Source organism: Massilia haematophila (genome assembly GCF_042647645.1).
Classification (GTDB): Bacteria; Pseudomonadota; Gammaproteobacteria; order Burkholderiales; family Burkholderiaceae_D; genus Telluria; species Telluria haematophila.
Genome location: NZ_JBHRVV010000001.1, coordinates 4,478,773 through 4,499,237, shown reverse-complemented (window position 1 = coordinate 4,499,237; position 20,465 = coordinate 4,478,773). Strand labels below are relative to the sequence as shown.

At 64.1% G+C, this 20,465-nt stretch carries 13 protein-coding genes, 3 rRNA genes and 1 riboswitch; of the genes, 12 read left to right on the top strand and 4 right to left on the bottom strand.

Features of this window, described 5'->3' with window-relative positions; genetic code table 11:
- Positions 1-5: 5 nt before the first annotated feature.
- The 4 genes from ACFOPH_RS19930 to ACFOPH_RS19915 form a co-directional block, all read right to left on the bottom strand.
- The gene (locus ACFOPH_RS19930) at positions 6-2,234 is read right to left on the bottom strand and encodes a TonB-dependent receptor (protein ID WP_312553422.1); all 2,229 of its coding nucleotides are present in this window, start codon (positions 2,232-2,234) and stop codon (positions 6-8) included.
- Between the two features lie 452 nt (positions 2,235-2,686).
- A 5S ribosomal RNA gene (gene rrf / locus ACFOPH_RS19925) occupies positions 2,687-2,799 on the bottom strand.
- A 116-nt stretch (positions 2,800-2,915) separates the two neighbouring features.
- A 23S ribosomal RNA gene (locus tag ACFOPH_RS19920) occupies positions 2,916-5,807 on the bottom strand.
- Between the two features lie 259 nt (positions 5,808-6,066).
- A 16S ribosomal RNA gene (locus tag ACFOPH_RS19915) occupies positions 6,067-7,597 on the bottom strand.
- The 16S, 23S and 5S rRNA genes sit together here, the layout of an rRNA operon.
- A gap of 485 nt (positions 7,598-8,082) precedes the next feature.
- Between ACFOPH_RS19915 and cobT the strand changes: the two genes are divergently transcribed.
- The 12 genes from cobT (at position 8,083) to ACFOPH_RS19855 (ending at position 20,419) form a co-directional block, all read left to right on the top strand.
- Positions 8,083-9,117: a nicotinate-nucleotide--dimethylbenzimidazole phosphoribosyltransferase gene (gene cobT, locus ACFOPH_RS19910; RefSeq protein WP_312551702.1), complete on the top strand. Its 1,035-nt coding sequence runs from the start codon at positions 8,083-8,085 to the stop codon at positions 9,115-9,117.
- Between the two features lies 1 nt (position 9,118).
- Entirely contained in the window at positions 9,119-9,898 is a 780-nt protein-coding gene (locus ACFOPH_RS19905; RefSeq protein ID WP_379737029.1) for an adenosylcobinamide-GDP ribazoletransferase, read from the top strand.
- A 2-nt stretch (positions 9,899-9,900) separates the two neighbouring features.
- Positions 9,901-10,458 carry a histidine phosphatase family protein gene (locus ACFOPH_RS19900; RefSeq protein ID WP_312551698.1) on the top strand — a complete coding sequence of 186 codons (558 nt, stop codon included), beginning with the start codon at positions 9,901-9,903 and terminating at the stop codon, positions 10,456-10,458.
- Between the two features lie 19 nt (positions 10,459-10,477).
- Positions 10,478-10,695, top strand: a riboswitch (cobalamin riboswitch).
- Positions 10,696-10,814: 119 nt separating this feature from the next.
- A complete protein-coding gene (locus ACFOPH_RS19895) occupies positions 10,815-12,632 on the top strand; it encodes a TonB-dependent receptor domain-containing protein (RefSeq protein ID WP_379737028.1) in 1,818 nt (605 codons plus the stop codon).
- 10 nt (positions 12,633-12,642) lie between these two features.
- Positions 12,643-13,671 carry a FecCD family ABC transporter permease gene (locus tag ACFOPH_RS19890; RefSeq protein WP_312551695.1) on the top strand — a complete coding sequence of 343 codons (1,029 nt, stop codon included), beginning with the start codon at positions 12,643-12,645 and terminating at the stop codon, positions 13,669-13,671.
- A gap of 32 nt (positions 13,672-13,703) precedes the next feature.
- The gene (gene cobO, locus ACFOPH_RS19885) at positions 13,704-14,330 is read left to right on the top strand and encodes a cob(I)yrinic acid a,c-diamide adenosyltransferase (RefSeq protein WP_312551694.1); all 627 of its coding nucleotides are present in this window, start codon (positions 13,704-13,706) and stop codon (positions 14,328-14,330) included.
- Positions 14,324-15,619 carry a cobyrinate a,c-diamide synthase gene (locus ACFOPH_RS19880; RefSeq protein ID WP_312551693.1) on the top strand — a complete coding sequence of 432 codons (1,296 nt, stop codon included), beginning with the start codon at positions 14,324-14,326 and terminating at the stop codon, positions 15,617-15,619. The genes cobO and ACFOPH_RS19880 overlap by 7 nt, the downstream gene beginning before the upstream one ends.
- Positions 15,616-16,176, top strand: coding sequence for a bifunctional adenosylcobinamide kinase/adenosylcobinamide-phosphate guanylyltransferase (gene cobU, locus ACFOPH_RS19875; protein WP_312551691.1), 561 nt, complete (start codon positions 15,616-15,618; stop codon positions 16,174-16,176). The genes ACFOPH_RS19880 and cobU overlap by 4 nt, the downstream gene beginning before the upstream one ends.
- Positions 16,170-17,114 (top strand): CobD/CbiB family cobalamin biosynthesis protein, encoded by a 945-nt coding sequence (locus ACFOPH_RS19870; protein WP_379737027.1) that lies wholly within the window; start codon positions 16,170-16,172, stop codon positions 17,112-17,114. Before cobU ends, ACFOPH_RS19870 begins: the two co-directional genes overlap by 7 nt.
- Entirely contained in the window at positions 17,107-18,087 is a 981-nt protein-coding gene (cobD, locus tag ACFOPH_RS19865; protein ID WP_312551687.1) for a threonine-phosphate decarboxylase CobD, read from the top strand. Before ACFOPH_RS19870 ends, cobD begins: the two co-directional genes overlap by 8 nt.
- Positions 18,084-18,962 carry a cobalamin-binding protein gene (locus ACFOPH_RS19860; protein WP_379737026.1) on the top strand — a complete coding sequence of 293 codons (879 nt, stop codon included), beginning with the start codon at positions 18,084-18,086 and terminating at the stop codon, positions 18,960-18,962. The genes cobD and ACFOPH_RS19860 overlap by 4 nt, the downstream gene beginning before the upstream one ends.
- Positions 18,959-20,419: a cobyric acid synthase gene (locus tag ACFOPH_RS19855; protein WP_312551685.1), complete on the top strand. Its 1,461-nt coding sequence runs from the start codon at positions 18,959-18,961 to the stop codon at positions 20,417-20,419. Before ACFOPH_RS19860 ends, ACFOPH_RS19855 begins: the two co-directional genes overlap by 4 nt.
- Positions 20,420-20,465 lie beyond the last annotated feature (46 nt).

Here is a 20,465-nt window from a genome sequence, read left to right as displayed (position 1 = left end):
GCTTCTCAGAAGGTGTAGCGCAGCCCGGCCATGACGGCGCGCGGCGCGCCCGGCGCCACGAAGCGGGCGTGGGCGGATTCGGCCTCGCCCTCGTGCGGCTTGAGCAGGACGCCGCGCGGGAACAGGTCGGGGCCGATGGCGCCATAGGTCTCGTAGCGCCGGTCGAGCACGTTGCTCACGCGCGCGAACAGTTCCCAACCGGCGGCCGGCCGGTAGCTGGCGCGCAGGCCCATCAACACGTGCCCGCGCACGCGCCAGTCGCCGCGCTCGGGTTCTTCTCCCTCTTCGGGATCCTCGACCAGGCCATCCTCGTTGCCCTGGGTGCCCAGGCTGCTCGCGCCCTGCAGGTCGACACCGAGGTCGAAGCGCGGGCTCACGCGCCAGTCGAGCGACAGCTTGCCGCTATGGCGCGGCAGGCCGGCGCCTCGCGTTCCGCGCTGGACCTGCACGTTGCGTGCACCGGTGAACAGTTCGCCGTCGGCATCGTAGGTCGCTTCCAGGTAGCTGTAGGCCAGGTGCAGGCCGAGCGGACCGAAGCGCTGCGTCAGCGTGGCGTCCAGTCCCTGATGACGGGTACGTGCGAAGTTCGCAAAATAGCCCTGGCGCGAAGGCGCGCTGAGGAACAGGATATCGTCGCGATTGGCGGTACGGTGCAGCGACACGGTGTAGCGGCCCTCAGGCCATTGGTTGCGTACGCCCGCTTCGAAGGTGCGCGCGATCACCTGTTTCAGGTAGGGGTCGGCCTGCAGTCCCACCGGCAGGCGGCAGGGATTCTCGGGGTCGGCGCAACCGAGTTCGATCACGGTCGGCACGCGGTTGCCCTGGGCGATGTTCGCGAACAGCGTCGGGCCGGCGCCGAACTGGTGCGTCAGGCCGAGCGCGGGATTCAGGCGGGTATAGGTGAAGCTTTCCGTCGGCTGCAGCCCGCGCTCGTTGATCAGGGTGTTGCGCACGCGCGCACGGTTCCAGCGTGCGCTCGCGGTGAGCTGGGTGGAAGGAGAAAGTGCGTGACTGAGCGCGGCATACAGGCCGAAGGCGCGCGAACTGCCGGTCACCGATGCATCGGGCTCGCGTTCCTCGTCCGGGTCGCCGATCACTTCGCGCTCGGGCGTGATGAAGGCTTCCTGCTCGAACTGGGCGTATTCGGAACTGCTGTAGTCGTAGCTGAAGCCGACGTCGAGGCGGTTCGCACCGCGCAGGGTGCTGAAGGCGGCGCTGATGCCCCGCCCCTTCTGGCGCGTGCTGGTGGTGTTCAGCACGCCCGGGTGCAGGGCCGCGCCTTCCTCGCGCGTATAGCCGCACTCGTCGGGTTCGAGCGCGGCGCCGCCGGCATCGAAGCCGTCTTCGCAATCCTCGACGTAGTCGTCGTAGTCTTCGCTGAGGTCGCCGTTGACGGTGTCGCGGCGGCTGTTGCGCACATAAGCGGTGGCGGTGAGTTCGCTGTCGGCCCCGAGACGCCGGGTCAGGTTGAAACTGCCCTGCCCCAGGCGGTTGCGCGTGGTATCCGGATGGGTGTAGACGGCGCGGCGGTCCTCCTCGTACAAGGGATCAGGTAACAGGCCATTGCCGAGCAGGTGGCTGCGTCCGCCCAGCAGTGCCAGGCTCCAGTCGGTATCGCCCTGCGCGCGCCCGACCTTCAGCAAGACGTTGCCGAGGTGGCCAGCCGAATGATCGCGCCAACCGTCATCGTCGAACAGGGTGGCGCCGACAAAACTGTGCCATCCCTCGGCATCGTGCCGGCCATAGGCGAGGTCGGCGCGGCGCCGGCCGCTATCGGTCACCGACAGCCCGACTTCGCCGCCCGGGTGGCTCAGCCCCGACTTGGTCGTGAAGGCGAGTGCGCCGCCCAGCGTATTCAACCCATACAAGGGATTCGCACCAGGAACCAGCAGCACGCTGCCGATCGCCGCTTCGGGCAGCATGTCCCAGTTGACCACGTCGCCGAAGGCTTCGTTCACGCGCACCCCGTCCAGGTAGACCGAAATCCCCTGCGCGCTGCCGAGCACGGGCGACGCGCGAAAACCACGGAACGTCAGGTCATTCTGGAAAGGGCTGCCGGACACCTCGTTCACGTTCACCCCGGTGAACGAGCGCGCCATGAACTCGGCCAGGTTTTCGCCCGCCGCGCGCGGCAGCTCCTTGTCGCTGACGAGCTGGACCGGATAAGGCAGGAGCTTGCGCTCGATGCCCAGTCCCGGCAGGGGCGCCATCCCGACCACCTCCACCCGGGCCATATCGCCGCCATCGCGTGTCGGTTCGGCACTGGCGCACGTCGGCAGCAATGCCGCGGAAATGATGCAAGCAAGCTGCTTGCGAGCAGGCGCGCGGATCATGGCTGGACGTCCTGAAAACCGGAAGCTGGGCTGTGCATGGTTGTCCTGTTTGAAAGTTCAAGCAACCATAGGACGAGCAAGGGACATGCCAATGCCGTGCGTGGATGGAGCGCGCGCGTCTGTTCGAAAACTGAACAGTTACGGCGGCACAGCTGTCACGCAGGTGATCAGTTCTGATACAGATACTCACCCTGCATCAACGGTTTCGTAGGGTGGGCTCTCGAGCCCACGCGGTCTCACCGGTTGAATGCCGGCGACATGGAGAGAAGGGAGACTGGAGAAAAGCGAGGCCGGAAAAGCAAAAACCCCGTCCAGATCACTGGACGGGGTTTTTGCTTACTACTTATTAACTAGCCTGACGATAACCTACTTTCACACTGGTTGCAGCACTATCATCGGCGCAAAGTCGTTTCACGGTCCTGTTCGGGATGGGAAGGGGTGGGACCGACTTGCTATGGTCATCAGGCATGACTTGTACGAGTTTCGCTCACTCATGTGAGCGCCACTCTGAATCTGGAAGAAGTATGGGTAGCCTGTATCAACAAACAGCGCTGTATTCCTGACTATACCTGCTAAGGTTATAGGGACAAGCCGTACGGGCAATTAGTACTGGTTAGCTTAATGCATTACTGCACTTCCACACCCAGCCTATCAACGTCCTGGTCTCGAACGACCCTTCAAGGAGCTCAAGGCTCCGGGAAATCTCATCTTAAGGCAAGTTTCCCGCTTAGATGCTTTCAGCGGTTATCTCTTCCGAACTTAGCTACCCGGCAATGCCACTGGCGTGACAACCGGTACACCAGAGGTTCGTCCACTCCGGTCCTCTCGTACTAGGAGCAGCCCCCTTCAAATTTCCAACGCCCACGGCAGATAGGGACCAAACTGTCTCACGACGTTTTAAACCCAGCTCACGTACCACTTTAAATGGCGAACAGCCATACCCTTGGGACCGGCTACAGCCCCAGGATGTGATGAGCCGACATCGAGGTGCCAAACTCCCCCGTCGATATGAACTCTTGGGAGGAATCAGCCTGTTATCCCCAGAGTACCTTTTATCCGTTGAGCGATGGCCCTTCCATACAGAACCACCGGATCACTATGTCCTACTTTCGTACCTGCTCGACTTGTCGGTCTCGCAGTTAAGCACGCTTATGCCATTGCACTATTAGCACGATGTCCGACCGTACCTAGCGTACCTTCGAACTCCTCCGTTACACTTTAGGAGGAGACCGCCCCAGTCAAACTGCCTACCATGCACTGTCCCCGATCCGGATCACGGACCAAGGTTAGAACCTCAAACAAACCAGGGTGGTATTTCAAGGATGGCTCCACGAGAACTGGCGTCCCCGCTTCAAAGCCTCCCACCTATCCTACACAGATTGGTTCAAAGTCCAATGCAAAGCTACAGTAAAGGTTCATGGGGTCTTTCCGTCTAGCCGCGGGTAGATTGCATCATCACAAACATTTCAACTTCGCTGAGTCTCGGGAGGAGACAGTGTGGCCATCGTTACGCCATTCGTGCAGGTCGGAACTTACCCGACAAGGAATTTCGCTACCTTAGGACCGTTATAGTTACGGCCGCCGTTTACTGGGACTTCAATCAAGAGCTTGCACCCCATCATTTAATCTTCCAGCACCGGGCAGGCGTCACACCCTATACGTCCACTTTCGTGTTTGCAGAGTGCTGTGTTTTTATTAAACAGTCGCAGCCACCAGTTTATTGCAACCCTTTCGCCCTCACACAGTAAAGTGATCAAGCTACCGGGGCGTACCTTTTCCCGAAGTTACGGTACCAATTTGCCGAGTTCCTTCTCCCGAGTTCTCTCAAGCGCCTTAGAATACTCATCTCGCCCACCTGTGTCGGTTTGCGGTACGGTCTCGTATGACTGAAGCTTAGAGGCTTTTCTTGGAACCACTTCCGATTGCTTCGTGTCACAAGGACACACGTCTCGACCCCTTGAATTACGCGCCCGGATTTTCCTAAGCGCCTTCTATGAGTCAAGAACCAGCTATTCCAACAGCTGGACAACCTTCCGCGATCCGTCCCCCCATCGCATCATACGACGGTGCAGGAATATTAACCTGCTTCCCATCAGCTACGCATCTCTGCCTCGCCTTAGGGGCCGACTCACCCTGCTCCGATGAACGTTGAACAGGAAACCTTGGGCTTACGGCGTGCGGGCTTTTCACCCGCATTATCGCTACTCATGTCAGCATTCGCACTTCTGATACCTCCAGCATCCTTTACAAGACACCTTCGCAGGCTTACAGAACGCTCTCCTACCATATAGATCAAGTGATAAATCACGAGAAATATATCCGCAGCTTCGGTGACTGGCTTAGCCCCGTTACATCTTCCGCGCAGGACGACTCGATCAGTGAGCTATTACGCTTTCTTTAAATGGTGGCTGCTTCTAAGCCAACATCCTGACTGTTTTAGCCTTCCCACTTCGTTTTCCACTTAGCCAATCTTTGGGACCTTAGCTGGCGGTCTGGGTTGTTTCCCTCTTGACGCCGGACGTTAGCACCCGACGTCTGTCTCCCAAGCTCGCACTCATCGGTATTCGGAGTTTGCAATGGTTTGGTAAGTCGCAATGACCCCCTAGCCATAACAGTGCTCTACCCCCGATGGTGATACTTGAGGCACTACCTAAATAGTTTTCGGAGAGAACCAGCTATTTCCAAGTTTGTTTAGCCTTTCACCCCTACCCACAGCTCATCCCCTAATTTTTCAACATTAGTGGGTTCGGACCTCCAGGGCGTGTTACCGCACCTTCATCCTGGCCATGGGTAGATCACTTGGTTTCGGGTCTACACCCAGCGACTGTCGCCCTGTTCGGACTCGATTTCTCTACGGCTCCCCTATTCGGTTAACCTCGCCACTGAATGTAAGTCGCTGACCCATTATACAAAAGGTACGCCGTCACGGAACAAGTCCGCTCCGACTGTTTGTATGCACACGGTTTCAGGATCTATTTCACTCCCCTCCCGGGGTTCTTTTCGCCTTTCCCTCACGGTACTGGTTCACTATCGGTCGATTACGAGTATTTAGCCTTGGAGGATGGTCCCCCCATGTTCAGACAGGATTTCTCGTGTCCCGCCCTACTTGTCGTACGCTTAGTACCACCGGTCTGATTTCGTGTACGGGGCTATCACCCGCTATGGCGCTACTTTCCAGAAGCTTCCACTATCAGTCCGACTATCACGTACAGGCTCTTCCCATTTCGCTCGCCACTACTTTGGGAATCTCGGTTGATTTCTTTTCCTGCAGCTACTTAGATGTTTCAGTTCGCCGCGTTCGCTTTGCATGCCTATGTATTCAGCATGCAATGACCCAAAGGGCCGGGTTTCCCCATTCGGAAATCTGCGGATCAATGTGTGTTTGCTCACTCCCCGCAGCTTATCGCAAGCTACTACGTCCTTCATCGCCTGTAATCGCCAAGGCATCCACCATGTGCACTTATTCGCTTGTCCCTATAACGTTAGCCCCTGCTGACAACAGGGATCGTTATAGTTCAAAGAGTACAGCTCATTGCATGTTTGTTGATACTTTGATTACTACCCTAAGTGTATGCTTTCGCATACGCTTAAAAAAACTTTACTTCTTCCAGATTGTTAAAGAACACAAACTACACTTAGCTCAAGCTTTCGCTTCAGCTAAGTCCAGTTGCAGTCAACAGTCGATAAGCGTAGGCGCTTGATGTCGAGACTTTCGTCTCCAGTGCTACTCTAGAAAGGAGGTGATCCAGCCGCACCTTCCGATACGGCTACCTTGTTACGACTTCACCCCAGTCACGAATCCTACCGTGGTAAGCGCCCTCCTTGCGGTTAAGCTACCTACTTCTGGTAAAACCCGCTCCCATGGTGTGACGGGCGGTGTGTACAAGACCCGGGAACGTATTCACCGCGGCATGCTGATCCGCGATTACTAGCGATTCCAACTTCACGTAGTCGAGTTGCAGACTACGATCCGGACTACGATACACTTTCTGGGATTAGCTCCCCCTCGCGGGTTGGCGGCCCTCTGTATGTACCATTGTATGACGTGTGAAGCCCTACCCATAAGGGCCATGAGGACTTGACGTCATCCCCACCTTCCTCCGGTTTGTCACCGGCAGTCTCATTAGAGTGCTCTTGCGTAGCAACTAATGACAAGGGTTGCGCTCGTTGCGGGACTTAACCCAACATCTCACGACACGAGCTGACGACAGCCATGCAGCACCTGTGTTCAGGCTCCCTTTCGGGCACTCCTCAATCTCTCGAGGATTCCTGACATGTCAAGGGTAGGTAAGGTTTTTCGCGTTGCATCGAATTAATCCACATCATCCACCGCTTGTGCGGGTCCCCGTCAATTCCTTTGAGTTTTAATCTTGCGACCGTACTCCCCAGGCGGTCTACTTCACGCGTTAGCTGCGTTACCAAGTTAATTAAAACCCGACAACTAGTAGACATCGTTTAGGGCGTGGACTACCAGGGTATCTAATCCTGTTTGCTCCCCACGCTTTCGTGCATGAGCGTCAATCTTGACCCAGGGGGCTGCCTTCGCCATCGGTGTTCCTCCACATCTCTACGCATTTCACTGCTACACGTGGAATTCTACCCCCCTCTGCCAGATTCAAGCCTTGCAGTCTCCAACGCAATTCCCAGGTTGAGCCCGGGGCTTTCACGTCAGACTTACAAAACCGCCTGCGCACGCTTTACGCCCAGTAATTCCGATTAACGCTTGCACCCTACGTATTACCGCGGCTGCTGGCACGTAGTTAGCCGGTGCTTATTCTTCAGGTACCGTCATTAGCAAAGGATATTAGCCTCTACCGTTTCTTCCCTGACAAAAGAGCTTTACAACCCGAAGGCCTTCTTCACTCACGCGGCATTGCTGGATCAGGCTTGCGCCCATTGTCCAAAATTCCCCACTGCTGCCTCCCGTAGGAGTCTGGACCGTGTCTCAGTTCCAGTGTGGCTGGTCGTCCTCTCAGACCAGCTACTGATCGTCGCCTTGGTGAGCCTTTACCTCACCAACTAGCTAATCAGACATCGGCCGCTCCAAAAGCATGAGGTCTTGCGATCCCCCACTTTCTTCCGTAGAACGTATGCGGTATTAGCGTAACTTTCGCTACGTTATCCCCCACTTCTGGGTACGTTCCGATGTATTACTCACCCGTTCGCCACTCGCCACCAGGCCGAAGCCCGTGCTGCCGTTCGACTTGCATGTGTAAAGCATGCCGCCAGCGTTCAATCTGAGCCAGGATCAAACTCTTCAGTTCAATCTCTGTAATGACTTTACGTCATGGTCGGACTGATGTTTAGTCAATCCGAACTCCTCCCATTGGTCGGAGTTCGCTCACTCAAAATACTGACCGTCATCTCATTGCTGAGACAACGTTTAATACTTTGTGCGAACATTTGATATTTTAAGTAATCAGCTGAACAAGTCAGCTGGCACCCTCATCAAACGCCCACACTTATCGACTGTTAATTGTTAAAGAACCTTGTTCTGTACTGCCTTGCTGCGTTTTGCGAATCGTTTTGTTCGTCAGCAGCAGAGAAGTGAGATTATGCAGTGTTTCGCGATCTTCGTCAACTTCTTTTTTACAGCACCGCGTTTTGCCGCGGCCTTCGTGAACTCTTCAACTACTTGATTTCGTTGTCGTTTTCACGAGGAACAGGACTATAGCAAAGCCGCCGGCGGCTTGCAAGGTCTCTTCGTGTGCTATCGTTGCCGCCGCCTCTACTTTATAGAACGACAACGATGCGTATTCCAGACTTGGTTCCCATCCATAACGACGAACTCGCCGCTACCCTTGCGGCCGCAATCGACAACAAGACCAAGCCGCTCGGCAGCCTGGGGCGCCTGGAAGCACTGGCCCGCCAGCTCGGCCTGATCCAGGCCAGCACCACGCCGCGCATCGACCGCCCCGCTATATTGGTGTTTGCCGCGGACCACGGCATCGTCGCGGAAGGCGTATCGGCTTACCCACAGGAAGTGACCTGGCAGATGGTCGAGAACTTCCTGGCCGGTGGCGCGGCGATCAACGTCTTCGCGCGCCAGAACAATTGCGCAATCCAGGTCATCGATGCCGGCGTCAACCACGATTTCGGCGTACGCGACGGTCTTGTCGACCGCAAGGTCGCCTCCGGTACACGTAATTTCGCGCTCGAGCCGGCGATGCGCATGGACGAGTGCGCGCTCGCCATGGAACGCGGCATGGCACTGGCACGCGACCTGCCGGGCAATGTCATCGGCTTCGGCGAGATGGGCATCGGCAACACCACTGCCGCGGCAGCCCTGATGCACAAGCTGGCCGGCATCCCCCTGCCCGAGTGCGTCGGCGCCGGCACCGGCCTCTCCCCCGAGGGCGTGCGCCGCAAGCAGGCCGTGCTCGAAGCAGCAGTGAATCAACATGCGGGCGTCGACGATCCATTGGCGGTACTGGCCACCTTCGGCGGCTTCGAAATCGCGATGATGGCCGGCGCCATGCTGCAGGCGGCCGCGCTGCGCAAGGTGCTGCTGATCGACGGCTTCATTGTCACCAGTGCACTGCTGGTAGCGGCGCGCCTGCAGCCGGCGATCCTCGACTACTGCGTATTCGCCCACTGCTCGAACGAGCAGGGCCATCGCCTGATGCTCGATCACCTCGGCGCGCGTCCCCTGCTGCAGCTCGACCTGCGCCTGGGCGAAGGCACCGGCAGCGCGCTCGCCCTGCCCCTGCTGCATGCGGCGGCGAACTTCCTGGCCGAGATGGCGACCTTCTCGTCGGCCCAGGTCAGCACCAGCGGCGAATAAGATGCAGCAGCTGCGCCTGTTCTTCATCGCCCTGCAGTTCTTCACGCGGCTGCCGATTCCGCGCTGGGTCGGCTTCCAGCCCGAGTGGCTGCATCATGCATCGCGCTACTTCCCGCTGGTCGGCTGCGTAGTCGCCGCGGTCGCGGCAGCGGTCTATCTGCTCGCGGCCCTGGTGCTGCCGGCGCCGGTCGCCGCGGTACTGTCGACCGCGGCCTCGATCTACGTCACCGGCGCCTTCCACGAAGACGGCTTCGCCGACACCTGCGATGGCCTGGGCGGCGGCCTGACGCGCGAACGCGTGCTCGAGATCATGAAGGACTCGCGCATCGGCGCCTATGGCGCGATCGGCATCGTCTGCATACTGGGCGTGAAATGCACGGCGCTCGCGCTGCTGCCGCCGAGCAGCGCCATCGCCGCCCTGTTCGTCGCGCATCCGCTGTCGCGCCTGGCTGCGACCAGTCTTATCTGGCGCATGGCCTATGCGCGTGCCGAAGGTAAATCCAAACCCCTGGCGCAGGAGATGACAAGCGGGGAATTCATTATCGCCGCGCTCACGGCCCTGCTCCCGGGCGCGGTGCTGGTCGCGTATGGTTTGCTGGGCGCCGCGGCGCTGGCAGCCTGTATCGCAGCGGCTGCCCTGTCCGCGCTCTGGCTGGCCCGCAAGTTCCACGCGCGCCTCCAGGGCTACACCGGCGACTGCCTGGGCGCCGTCCAGCAGTTGGCGGAAGTGGCCGTCTATCTGGTCGTCCTGGCCAGTCTCGGCCAGGGCGCACTGGCGTAAGCATGCGCCTGCTGCTCGTGCGCCATCCGCGGCCCGGCGTCGATCCCGGCCTGTGCTACGGCAGCAGCGACGTCGTCGCTCCCGCACATGAAACGGCCAGGGTGCGCGATGCGCTCCGCGCCGCCGGCCTGCCCGGGACCATGCCGACCTATGCCAGTCCCCTGGAACGCTGCGCCGCGCTGGCCCGTTCGCTGGATCCGTCGCCGCTGCGTTTCGACGCGCGCCTGGCCGAGATGGACTTCGGCGCCTGGGAACTGCGCAGCTGGGACACCATCGCGCGTTCCGAAATCGACGCCTGGGCGGACGACCTGCTGCATTACCGTCCCGGCGGCGGCGAATCCGTACTCGATGTCGCGCGCCGCGTTGCCGCTTTTCTCGACGACATGCGCGCCGAACTGCGCGGCGCCAGGCAGCCGCAGGCCCTCGTCATCTGCCATGCCGGCACCATGCGCCTGCTGCGCGCACTGTTCACCGGACAGCCCTTAATAACGGCCGCGCTGGAGGCGGCGCGCACACCGCACCGCATCGGCTACGGCGAATTGCTCGTGCTGAAAGACTGACAACATCGCCAGCATCGCCGTATAATGGCGCCGTTTTGGTGCTCGCGCCCGTGTTCACGGGCGCAGTTAAACGGGAAACACGAAGCCTCTCGAGGCCAACGTGTGCTGCCCCCGCAACGGTAAGCAAGTGCCGCGTTCGCGCGGCAAACCGTCTCCCCAGACCACTGTGCAGTCGCATGGGAAGGTCGGACGGCTCCACTTGCCAGCCCGGATACCGGCCAAAAGGTGGAGGGATGTCCGCGGACATCTCTCTGTTCAATCTGGCCTACGGGGACGTGGGCTGGTTGTCCAACCCGAGTACCATCATGACCTTTCACGTTTCACGGCAAGCGGCCGCATCGTCGCTCGCGCTCGCCATGGCTGCGCCTTTCGCGCACGCCGATGGCATTTCCGCTTCCACCTCCATCGATACCGTCGTCGTCACCGCCGCGCGCATGCCGCAGCGCGCCGCCGACGTGATCGCCCAGACCACCGTCATCGAGCGCGACGAGATCGCGCGTTCCGGCGCCGGCTCGGTCGCCGACGTCCTGCAGCGCCAGCCCGGCATCGAGATCACGCGCAACGGCAGCGCTGGCGCCAGCACCAGCGTCTTCCTGCGCGGCGCCAACAGCAACCAGGTCGTGGTCCTGCTCGACGGCGTGCGCATCGGCTCCGCCACCAGCGGCGTCGCCAGCTGGAACGCGATTCCCCTGGAGGCGATCGAACGCATCGAAGTCGTCTACGGCCCCTTGAGCACCCTGTACGGCGCCGACGCCATCGGCGGCGTGGTCCAGATCTTCACGCGCAAGGGCGAAGCCGGGCTGAACGCCACGGCCTCGATCGGCGCCGGCAGCGAAGCCACGCGCCAGGCCAGCGCCAACATCGCCGGCGGCAGCGGCGGCGAGCACGCCGTCAGCTATGCGTTCGGCGCGGGTCACGAAGAGTCCGACGGCTTCTCGGCCACCAAGCCGGGCGCCTTCGGTTACAACCCGGACGACGACGGCTACCGCCGCAGCAACGTGCACGGCCGCGTCGCGGTCGCCATCGCGCCGGGACACGAAGCGGGGGCCCAGTTCCTGCACAGTCGCCTGCGCGCCCAGTACGACAACGGTGCCGGCAACTACGACGTCCATAACAAGCAGGACCTGAACACGGCCTCGGTCTTCGTCGCCAACCAGCTCGCTGCGAACTGGCGCAGCGTCGTGCAGCTGGCGCGTTCCGAGGACAAGCTGGGCAGCTTCACCAGCGCGGCCGCCAGCGGCGCCAGCCAGATCGACACCCGCCAGGACGAGCTGACCTGGCAGAACACGATCAGCTTCGGCAGCGACACCCTGCAGCTGCTCTACGGCCACCGCAAGGAAGAAGTCGCATCGAGCAGCACCCGCGCCCTGGGACGCGAGCGCATCACGAATTCCTATGCCGCCGCCTACGCGCTGCGCCGCGACCGTCACCTGGTCGACATCAGCGCGCGCCGGGACAGGTCAAGCTACGGTCCGAAAACAACCGGCGCCCTCGGCTACGGCTACGACGTCGGCAGCGGCCTGCGCGCCACCGCCAGCATCGGTTCGAGCTTCCGCGCCCCGACCTTCAACGAGTTGTACTACCCCGGCTATGGCCTGGAGACCAACCGGCCCGAGCGCGGCCGCAACGCCGAACTCGGCCTGCGCTACGACGGGCGCGGCGTGCAGCTCGACGCCACCTGGTTCCGCAACCGCTTGACCGACATGATCGTCTCGGCCACGCCCTGCCCGGACCAGCGCGACGGCCGCACCGGCAGTTGCGCCTACAACGTGGCGTCGGCCACGCTCGAAGGCGTGAACCTCTCAGGGGCGACCCGCATCGGCGCACTGCGCCTGCGCGGCAGCCTGGACTGGCAGGACCCGCAGGACAAGGGCACGGGCAAGCGCCTGGCGCGCCGCGCCGCGAAACACGCCAACTTCGGCGCCGAATACGGCACGGGCAAACTGCAGACCGGCGCCGAATGGGTGGTGTCGGGCGAGCGCTACGACGACGCGGCCAACCTGCGCCGCCTCGGTGGCTATGGCCTGCTGAACCTGTATGCCACCTGGCAGCTCGGCGACAACTTTTCGCTGCTGGCGCGCGTGAACAATGCGGCCGACAAGAACTACGAGTTGGCGCGCAACTACGGCACGGGCGGACGCAGCTGGTTCGCCGGCCTGCGCTACGGTATGTAGTCACGCAGCCATGCGCACGCTGTCTTCGTTCCCGCACCGCCAGCGCGCCCTGTTCATCACGGGCGCGCTGTTGGTGGTGGCGCTCGCCTGCATGCTGTATGCCGGCATGACCGGCTCGATCCAGGTCGCCGTCGCCGAAGTGCCGGCGGCGCTGCGCCAGCTGGTCGAGGGCCGGCCGCAGTCGCTGGCGGCCTCGCTGCTGGAATTGCGCGCCGGGCGTGCGCTGGTCGCTTTTGTTACCGGCGGCGCCCTGGCGCTGGCCGGCGTGCTGATGCAGGCGCTGCTGCGCAATCCGCTGGCCGACCCCTATATTCTCGGCATCTCGGCCGGCGCCTCGGTTGGCGCGCTCGCCGCGCTGCTGCTGATGGCCGCGCTGGCCACCATCGAACTGGCGGCGGTCGGCGGCGCGATCGCGGTCTCCCTGCTGCTCTACCTGCTTGCGCGCCAGGACCTGCGCGGCGGCGCCGGCCTGGGTGGCGGCACCTCGACGCTGTTGTTGACCGGCGTCGTGATCTCGTCGCTGTGCGTGGCCCTGATCACCCTGATGCTGTCGATCGCGCCCGAAGGCCGCCTGCGCAGCATGGTGTTCTGGATGATCGGCGACCTGGCGGGCGCGCCGGTGCGCCTGCTGCCCTGGCTGGTGCTGGGCGGCGCCCTGTTCTATGCGCTGCGCCACGCGCGCGGCATGAACGTGATGGCCCTGCATGCGGAAGCGGCGGTAACGCTGGGCGTGCACGTCGGCAGCCTGCGGCGAGGCCTGTTCTTCATCTCGGGCGTGCTGACCGCCAGCGCCGTCACCAGCGCCGGCTCGATCGGCTTCGTCGGCCTGATCGTGCCGCACGCCTGCCGCTTCGCCTTCGGCCCCGACCACCGGGTCCTGATTCCCGCCGCGGTGCTGGCCGGCGGCAGCTTCCTGGTGCTATGCGACACCCTCGCGCGTACGGTCGTGGCGCCCCAGCAGCTGCCGGTCGGCGCCGTCACCGCGCTCATCGGCGCTCCCGTCTTCCTGTATCAACTGCACCGGCTGCGCCGCAGCTGAACATCGCAGCCAACACTTATCGGATCCATCCCATGAACGACATGACACCCGAACAGACCGCCGCGCTCAACGAGCGCCACCGCGTGCGCATGGAGCGCAAGAAGGCCATCATCGACGCGCGCATCCAGGCGGCCGACAAACAGGTCGGCATCATCATCGTCAACACCGGCAACGGCAAAGGTAAAAGCTCGAGCGCCTTCGGCATGGCGGCGCGCGCACTCGGGCACGGGATGCGCGTCGGCGTGGTGCAGTTCATCAAGGGCGCCAAGGCGACCGGCGAAGAAAACTTCCTGCGCCGCTTTCCCGACGAGGTGAGCTTCCACGCGATGGGCGAGGGTTATACCTGGGAGACCCAGAACCGCGAGCGCGACGTCGCCAAGGCGGGCGAGGCTTGGCAACAAGCGAAACGATTCCTGTCCGATCCGGCGGTCGGCCTGGTGGTGCTGGACGAACTGAACATCGCCCTGAAGTACCGCTACCTCGACGTCCATGCGGTGATCGAAGACCTGCTCGACCGCCCGCCCATGCAGCACGTCGTCATCACCGGACGCGGCGCACCGCCGGAGCTGGTGGCGGTGGCCGATACCGTCACCGAGATGAACGTCGTCAAACACGCATTCGCCGCCGGCATCGCGGCGCAAGCGGGGACGGAATGGTGAACGGCGCACGCATGGTCCTGGTCGCGGCGGTCGCGTCCGGCCAAGGTAAAACCACCGTCACCGCCGCGCTGGCGCGCAGCCTGGTGCGTGCCGGGCAACGTGTGCGTGTCTTCAAGTGCGGCCCCGACTTCATCGACCCGATGCTGCTCGAGCGCGCCTGCGGGGCGCCGGTCCATACCCTCGATCTGTGGATGGTCGGCGTGGACGAATGCCGGCGCCGCCTAGCGGAGGCGGCGCGCGAAGCCGACGTCGTGCTGGTCGAGGGCGTGATGGGCCTGTATGACGGCACGCCCTCGGCGGCCGACCTGGCGCGCGAATTCGGCATGCCCGTGCTGGCCGTGATCGACGCCTCGGCCATGGCGCAGACCGCCGGCGCGGTGGCGCGCGGACTGCGCGACTACGGCCCGGTGCAATTGGCCGGGGTCGTCGCCAACCGCATTGCCAGTGCCGGGCACGCGCAAATGGTCGCGGACTCGCTACGCGACATTCCCCTGCTGGGCGCCCTGCAGCGCCAGGCGCAGGCCCTGCCCGAGCGCCACCTCGGCCTGGTGCTGCCGGGCGAGCAGCCGCAGCTCGACGCCTACCTCGACGAACTCGCCGACGCGCTGCAACTGGACGAAGCGGCCTGGCAGGCGCTGCCGCTGCTGGCGCCGCAGGCGGCCGACGGCCCGGTCATCGCACCGCTGCTGGCCGGGAAGACGATCGCGATCGCGCGCGACGCCGCCTTCGCTTTCCTGTATCCGGCCAACCTCGACACCCTGCGCATTCTCGGCGCGCGCTTGAGCTTCTTCTCGCCGCTGGCGGACGAGCCGGTGCCCGCCAATGCAGACGCAGTCTACCTGCCGGGCGGCTATCCGGAGCTGCATGCGCAGGCACTGGCCGACGCCGGCACCTGGCGCACGTCGATCAACGCCGCGCACGCGGCGGGCCTGCCGATCCTGGCCGAATGCGGGGGCATGATGGCGCTCGCCGACGAGCTCACCGATCCGGACGGCCGGCGCTGGCCGATGGCGGGACTGCTGCCCGGAGTGGTGCGCATGCAGGCGCGCCTGGCCGGCCTCGGCGCGCAGGCCGTCGACACGCCGGCCGGCGTCCTGCGCGGCCACACCTTTCACTATTCGCGCCTGGAGACGCCGCTGGCTCCGAGCGGACACGCGGTGCGTCATCCGACCGGTACACCGGGCGAAGCGGTGTATCGCGTGGGCTCGCTCACAGCGTCCTACTTCCACGGCTATTTCGCCTCGAACCCGCAGGCGGTGGCCAGCCTGCTCACGCGGCCAACACCGTGAGCGTCACCCTGATCCTCGGCGGCGCCCGCTCGGGCAAGAGCGCGCTGGCCGAACGGCTGGCGCGCGAGTCCGGTAAGGAAGTGGTCTACCTGGCTACCGCACGCGCCGGCGACGGCGAAATGGGCGTGCGCATTGCGCATCACCGCGCGCGCCGGCCTGCCGCCTGGCGCACGGTCGAGGAGTGCCTGGAGCTGGCCAGGGTCTTGCGCCGCGAATGCATGCCCGGGCGCCTGGTACTGGTCGACTGCCTGACTTTGTGGCTGACCAACCTGATGCTGTCGGGCGCGGAGCCGCTGCCGGAGACGGGCGAACTGATCCTGCCGCCAGGATTCGCGCGCGAACGCGCCGCCTTGTTCGACCTGTTCGAGGCCGGCGTGCCGGGTGAACTGGTGCTGGTGTCGAACGAAGTCGGCATGGGCATCGTGCCGCTGGGGGCGCTGACGCGTCGTTTCGTGGACGAGGCGGGCCGCCTGAACCAGGAGGTGGCCGCGCGCGCCGGCCGCGTGATCCTGATCGCGGCCGGCCTGCCGCTGGTGCTGAAGGGCGCGCCGTGCTGAGCGGTTTGAATACCGCCGAACTGGCCCTGCTGCTGGTGGCGGGCGTCGCGCTCGACCTGCTGCTGGGCGAAGCGCGGCGCTGGCATCCGCTGGTCGGTTTCGGCCGGCTCGCCGGCATCCTCGAAGCAGGCCTGAATGGCGGACGCCCCCGCCTGGCGCGCGGCGCCCTGGCCTGGATGCTGGCGGTGCTGCCGCCGGTGTTGCTGGCCTGGTGGTTGGCGGAAGTGGCCGGCATGCTGGTCCACCTGCTGTTGCTGTACTTCTGCCTGGGCTTGCGCAGCCTGCGCGACCATACGATACCGATCTTCGCCGCCCTGCGCGCGGGCGACTTACTTGAAGCGCGCCGACTGACCGGCCGCATCGTCAGCCGCGACACGGCGCAGGCCAGCCCTGCCGACCTGGCCAAGGCGGGCGCCGAGTCGCTGCTCGAGAACGGCAACGATGCCGTGTTCGGCACGCTGTTCTGGTTCCTCGTCGCCGGCGGCCCGGGCGCACTGCTGTTCCGGCTGGCGAACACGCTCGACGCCATGTGGGGCTACCGCAGTGCGCGCTTCGATCTGTTCGGCCGCGTCGCCGCACGCATCGACGACGTGCTGAACTTCGTCCCGGCGCGCCTGACGGCGCTCGGTTACGTGCTGCTGGCGCCGCGCGGCGGACGTGCCCGCGCCTGGCATTGCTGGCGCGTCCAGGCGCCCGGCTGGAGCAGCCCGAACGCCGGCCCCGTGATGGCCAGCGGCGCCGGCGCGCTCGGCATCGCGCTCGGCGGCGCGGCGACTTATGACGGCGTGCGCGAAGAGCGCCCGCCGCTCGGCCTTGGCCGTCCCGCCGCGCCGATCGACATCCTGCGCGCCTGGCGCCTGGTGCTGGCGACTACCGTGTTGTGGATCGCCGTTAGCTGCGCCATGGCGCTGATTATCTATTGGAGCGGACATGCTTGAACACGGCGGCAACCTGCGCATGGCGGCGCTACGTTATGGCCGCAACGATTGGATCGACCTGTCGACCGGGATCAACCCCTGGGGTTATCCGGCGCCGGCCATTCCCGCCAATGCCTGGCACCGCTTGCCCGAACCCGATCCGGCCCTCGCCGCCGCGGCCTGCGCCTGGTATGGCGCACCCCGGCTGCTGCCGGTCGCCGGCACCCAGGCCGCAATCCAGGCGCTGCCGCGTTTGCGTCCACCGTCGCGCGTGACGGTCTCGGCACCCTCGTATGCGGAACACGCCCACCACTGGGGCCGGCACGGGCATCGCCTGCGCCTGGCGTCGTACGACGAACTCGATGCGGCGGTCGAGGACAGCGACGTGGTCGTGCTGTGCAATCCGAACAATCCGACCGGCGCCGTGGTGCCGCCGCGGCAGCTGCTCGACTGGGCCGCGCGCCTCGGCGCGCGCGGCGGCTGGCTGATCGTCGACGAAGCCTTCGGCGACACCGCGCCCGGCCTGAGCGTGGCCGGCCACAGTGCGCAGCCGGGACTGATCGTGCTGCGCTCGGTCGGCAAGTTCTTCGGGCTGGCCGGCCTGCGCCTGGGCTTCGTCGGCGCCCATCCGGCGCTGCTGGGCGAACTGGCCGATGTGCTCGGCCCCTGGGCCGTCAGCGGTCCGGCCCAGACCGTCGCGCTGGCGGCGCTGGGGGACACGGCCTGGCAGGAGCTGACGCAAACGCGCCTGCAAACGGCGGGCGAACGCATGCGCGCTGTGCTGCGCGCCCACGGCATCGAGGCGAACGGCACGCCGCTGTTCCACTGGTGGCCGGCCGCGCGGCCAGAAGCATTTCACGAACACCTGGCCAGCCGTGGCATCTGGTGCCGCCTGTTCACGCAGGCGGCGCGTGGCATCCGCCTGGGTTTGCCGGCCAACGACGACGAATGGCGGCGCCTCGCGCGCGCCCTGGAAGAATGGAGAGAACCATGAAACGAAGGATCCTGCTGGCCTGCCTGCTGCTCGGTCAGACATTGAGCCAAACCGCGCATGCGGTAACGGTGAAGGACGATGCCGGCGCCGGCGTCACCCTGGCGAAACCGGCGCTGCGCGTGATCTCGATGGCGCCGCACGTGACCGAATTGCTGTTCGCGGCCGGCGGCGGCGAGCGGGTGGTCGGCGCCGTCGACTACAGCGACTATCCGGAAGCAGCCAAGCGCATTCCGCGCATCGGCTCGAACCGCGAGGTCGACATCGAGCGCATCATGGCGCTGAAACCGGATTTGATCGTGGCCTGGATGCACGGCAGTTCGGAGCGCCAGATCGAGCAGGTACGCCAGCTCGGCATTCCCGTGTATCTCAGCGATCCGCAAACCCTGGAAGGCATTCCCGCCAGCCTGCTGCGCCTGGCCCGGCTGATGGGCACCGAGGCGGCGGCCGCGCCGGTGGCGGCAGGACTGCGAAAGCAACTGGCCAGCCTGCGCAGCCGCTACGCCGGCCGCGCGCCGGTGCGCACCTTTTACCAGGTCTGGGACAAGCCGTTGTACACGCTGAACGGGAAGCACATCGTCACCGATGCGCTGCGCCTGTGCGGCGGCGAGAACATCTTCCACGATCTGCCGGTGACGGCGCCGGTAGTGACGGTGGAGAGCGTGCTGCAGAGTGACCCGGAAGCCATCTTCGGCACCGCCGAGAAGAACTATGGCGGCGTCAACCTGTGGCGCCAGTACCCGACCATGACGGCGGTGCGCAACCAGAACCTGTTCACGGTCGACGGCAACCTGCTCAACCGCGCGGGCCCGCGCATGATCGCCGGCGCCGCCGCCCTGTGCGAGAAACTGGACGAAGCACGGCGCCACCGCAAATGAATGTCCTCCCTTTCCAGACCCTGATGGTGCAGGGCACGACCTCGGACGCGGGAAAAAGCACGCTGGTCGCGGCACTGTGCCGTTTATTGAAACGCGAGGGCGTGCGCGTGGCGCCGTTCAAGCCGCAGAACATGGCGCTCAACAGCGCGGTGACGCGCGATGGCGGCGAGATCGGCCGGGCCCAGGCGCTGCAGGCGATCGCGGCCGGCCTGGAGCCGCACACCGATATGAATCCGGTGCTGCTGAAACCGTCGAGCGACACCGGAGCCCAGGTGATCATTCACGGCAAGGTGCGCGCCGAAATGAACGCGCGCGACTATCACCAATATAAAACGGTGGCGATGGCGGCCGTACTGGAATCGCACCGGCGCCTGTGCACGCAGTACGACTGCGTCGTGGTCGAAGGCGCGGGCAGCCCGGCCGAGATCAACCTGCGCGAGCGCGACATCGCCAACATGGGGTTTGCGGAAGCGGTCGACTGCCCGGTGATCCTGGTGGCCGATATCGACCGCGGCGGCGTGTTCGCGCACATCGTCGGCACCCTGGCCTGCTTATCAAATAGCGAGCGCGCACGCATCGTCGGTTTCGTGATCAACCGCTTCCGTGGCGATATCGGGCTGCTGGAGCCGGGCCTGGACTGGCTCGAACGCGAGACCGGCAAGCCGGTGCTGGCGGTGCTGCCCTACCTGCACGGCCTGTATCTCGATGCGGAAGACGCCGTGCAACCGGCCCAGGCCGGGCAAGGCGCTTTCAAGGTCGTCGTGCCTAGCCTGCCGCGCATGAGCAACCACACCGATTTCGACGCGCTGCGTGCCCATCCCGAGATTGACCTGCGTTTCGTGCGCCAGGGCGAGACCATCCCCGGCGCCGATCTGGTCATCCTCCCGGGCAGCAAGAACACGCGCGCCGACCTGGCCTGGCTGCGCGCGCAGGGATGGCCTGAGGCGATCCGGCGTCACCTGCGCTATGGCGGCAAGCTGATCGGTGTGTGCGGCGGCTTCCAGATGCTGGGGACGAGGATCGACGATCCGCATGGCGTCGAAGGCAACGCCGGCGCATCGGAAGGGCTGGCGCTGCTGGAAATAACGACGTCGATGACCCGACATAAGCAGCTGCGCCAGGTCAGCGGCGTGTGCGCCTTCGATGCGAGCGGTGCGCAAGTAGCAGGGTACGAGATCCACATGGGCGAATCGGAGGGCGCGGCCCTCGGGCAGCCGGCGTTTCGTGTCGATGGACGGGCCGAGGGGGCCTGTTCGACGGATGGGCAGATCCTTGGTACTTACCTGCACGGACTGTTCGATCATCCCGACGCCTGCGCGGCGCTACTGCGCTGGGCCGGAGCGCGGACGGTGCACCGCGTCGATAGCGCCGCCTTGCGCGAAGCGAGCCTGGACCGGCTGGCCGATGCCGCGCAGCCCCTGCTCGAGCGTCTGCGATTGCTGTCGGCGACTCGATAGATAATATCTATCTTCCTGCTTAAATCAATTCAATTTACCTCCTTGA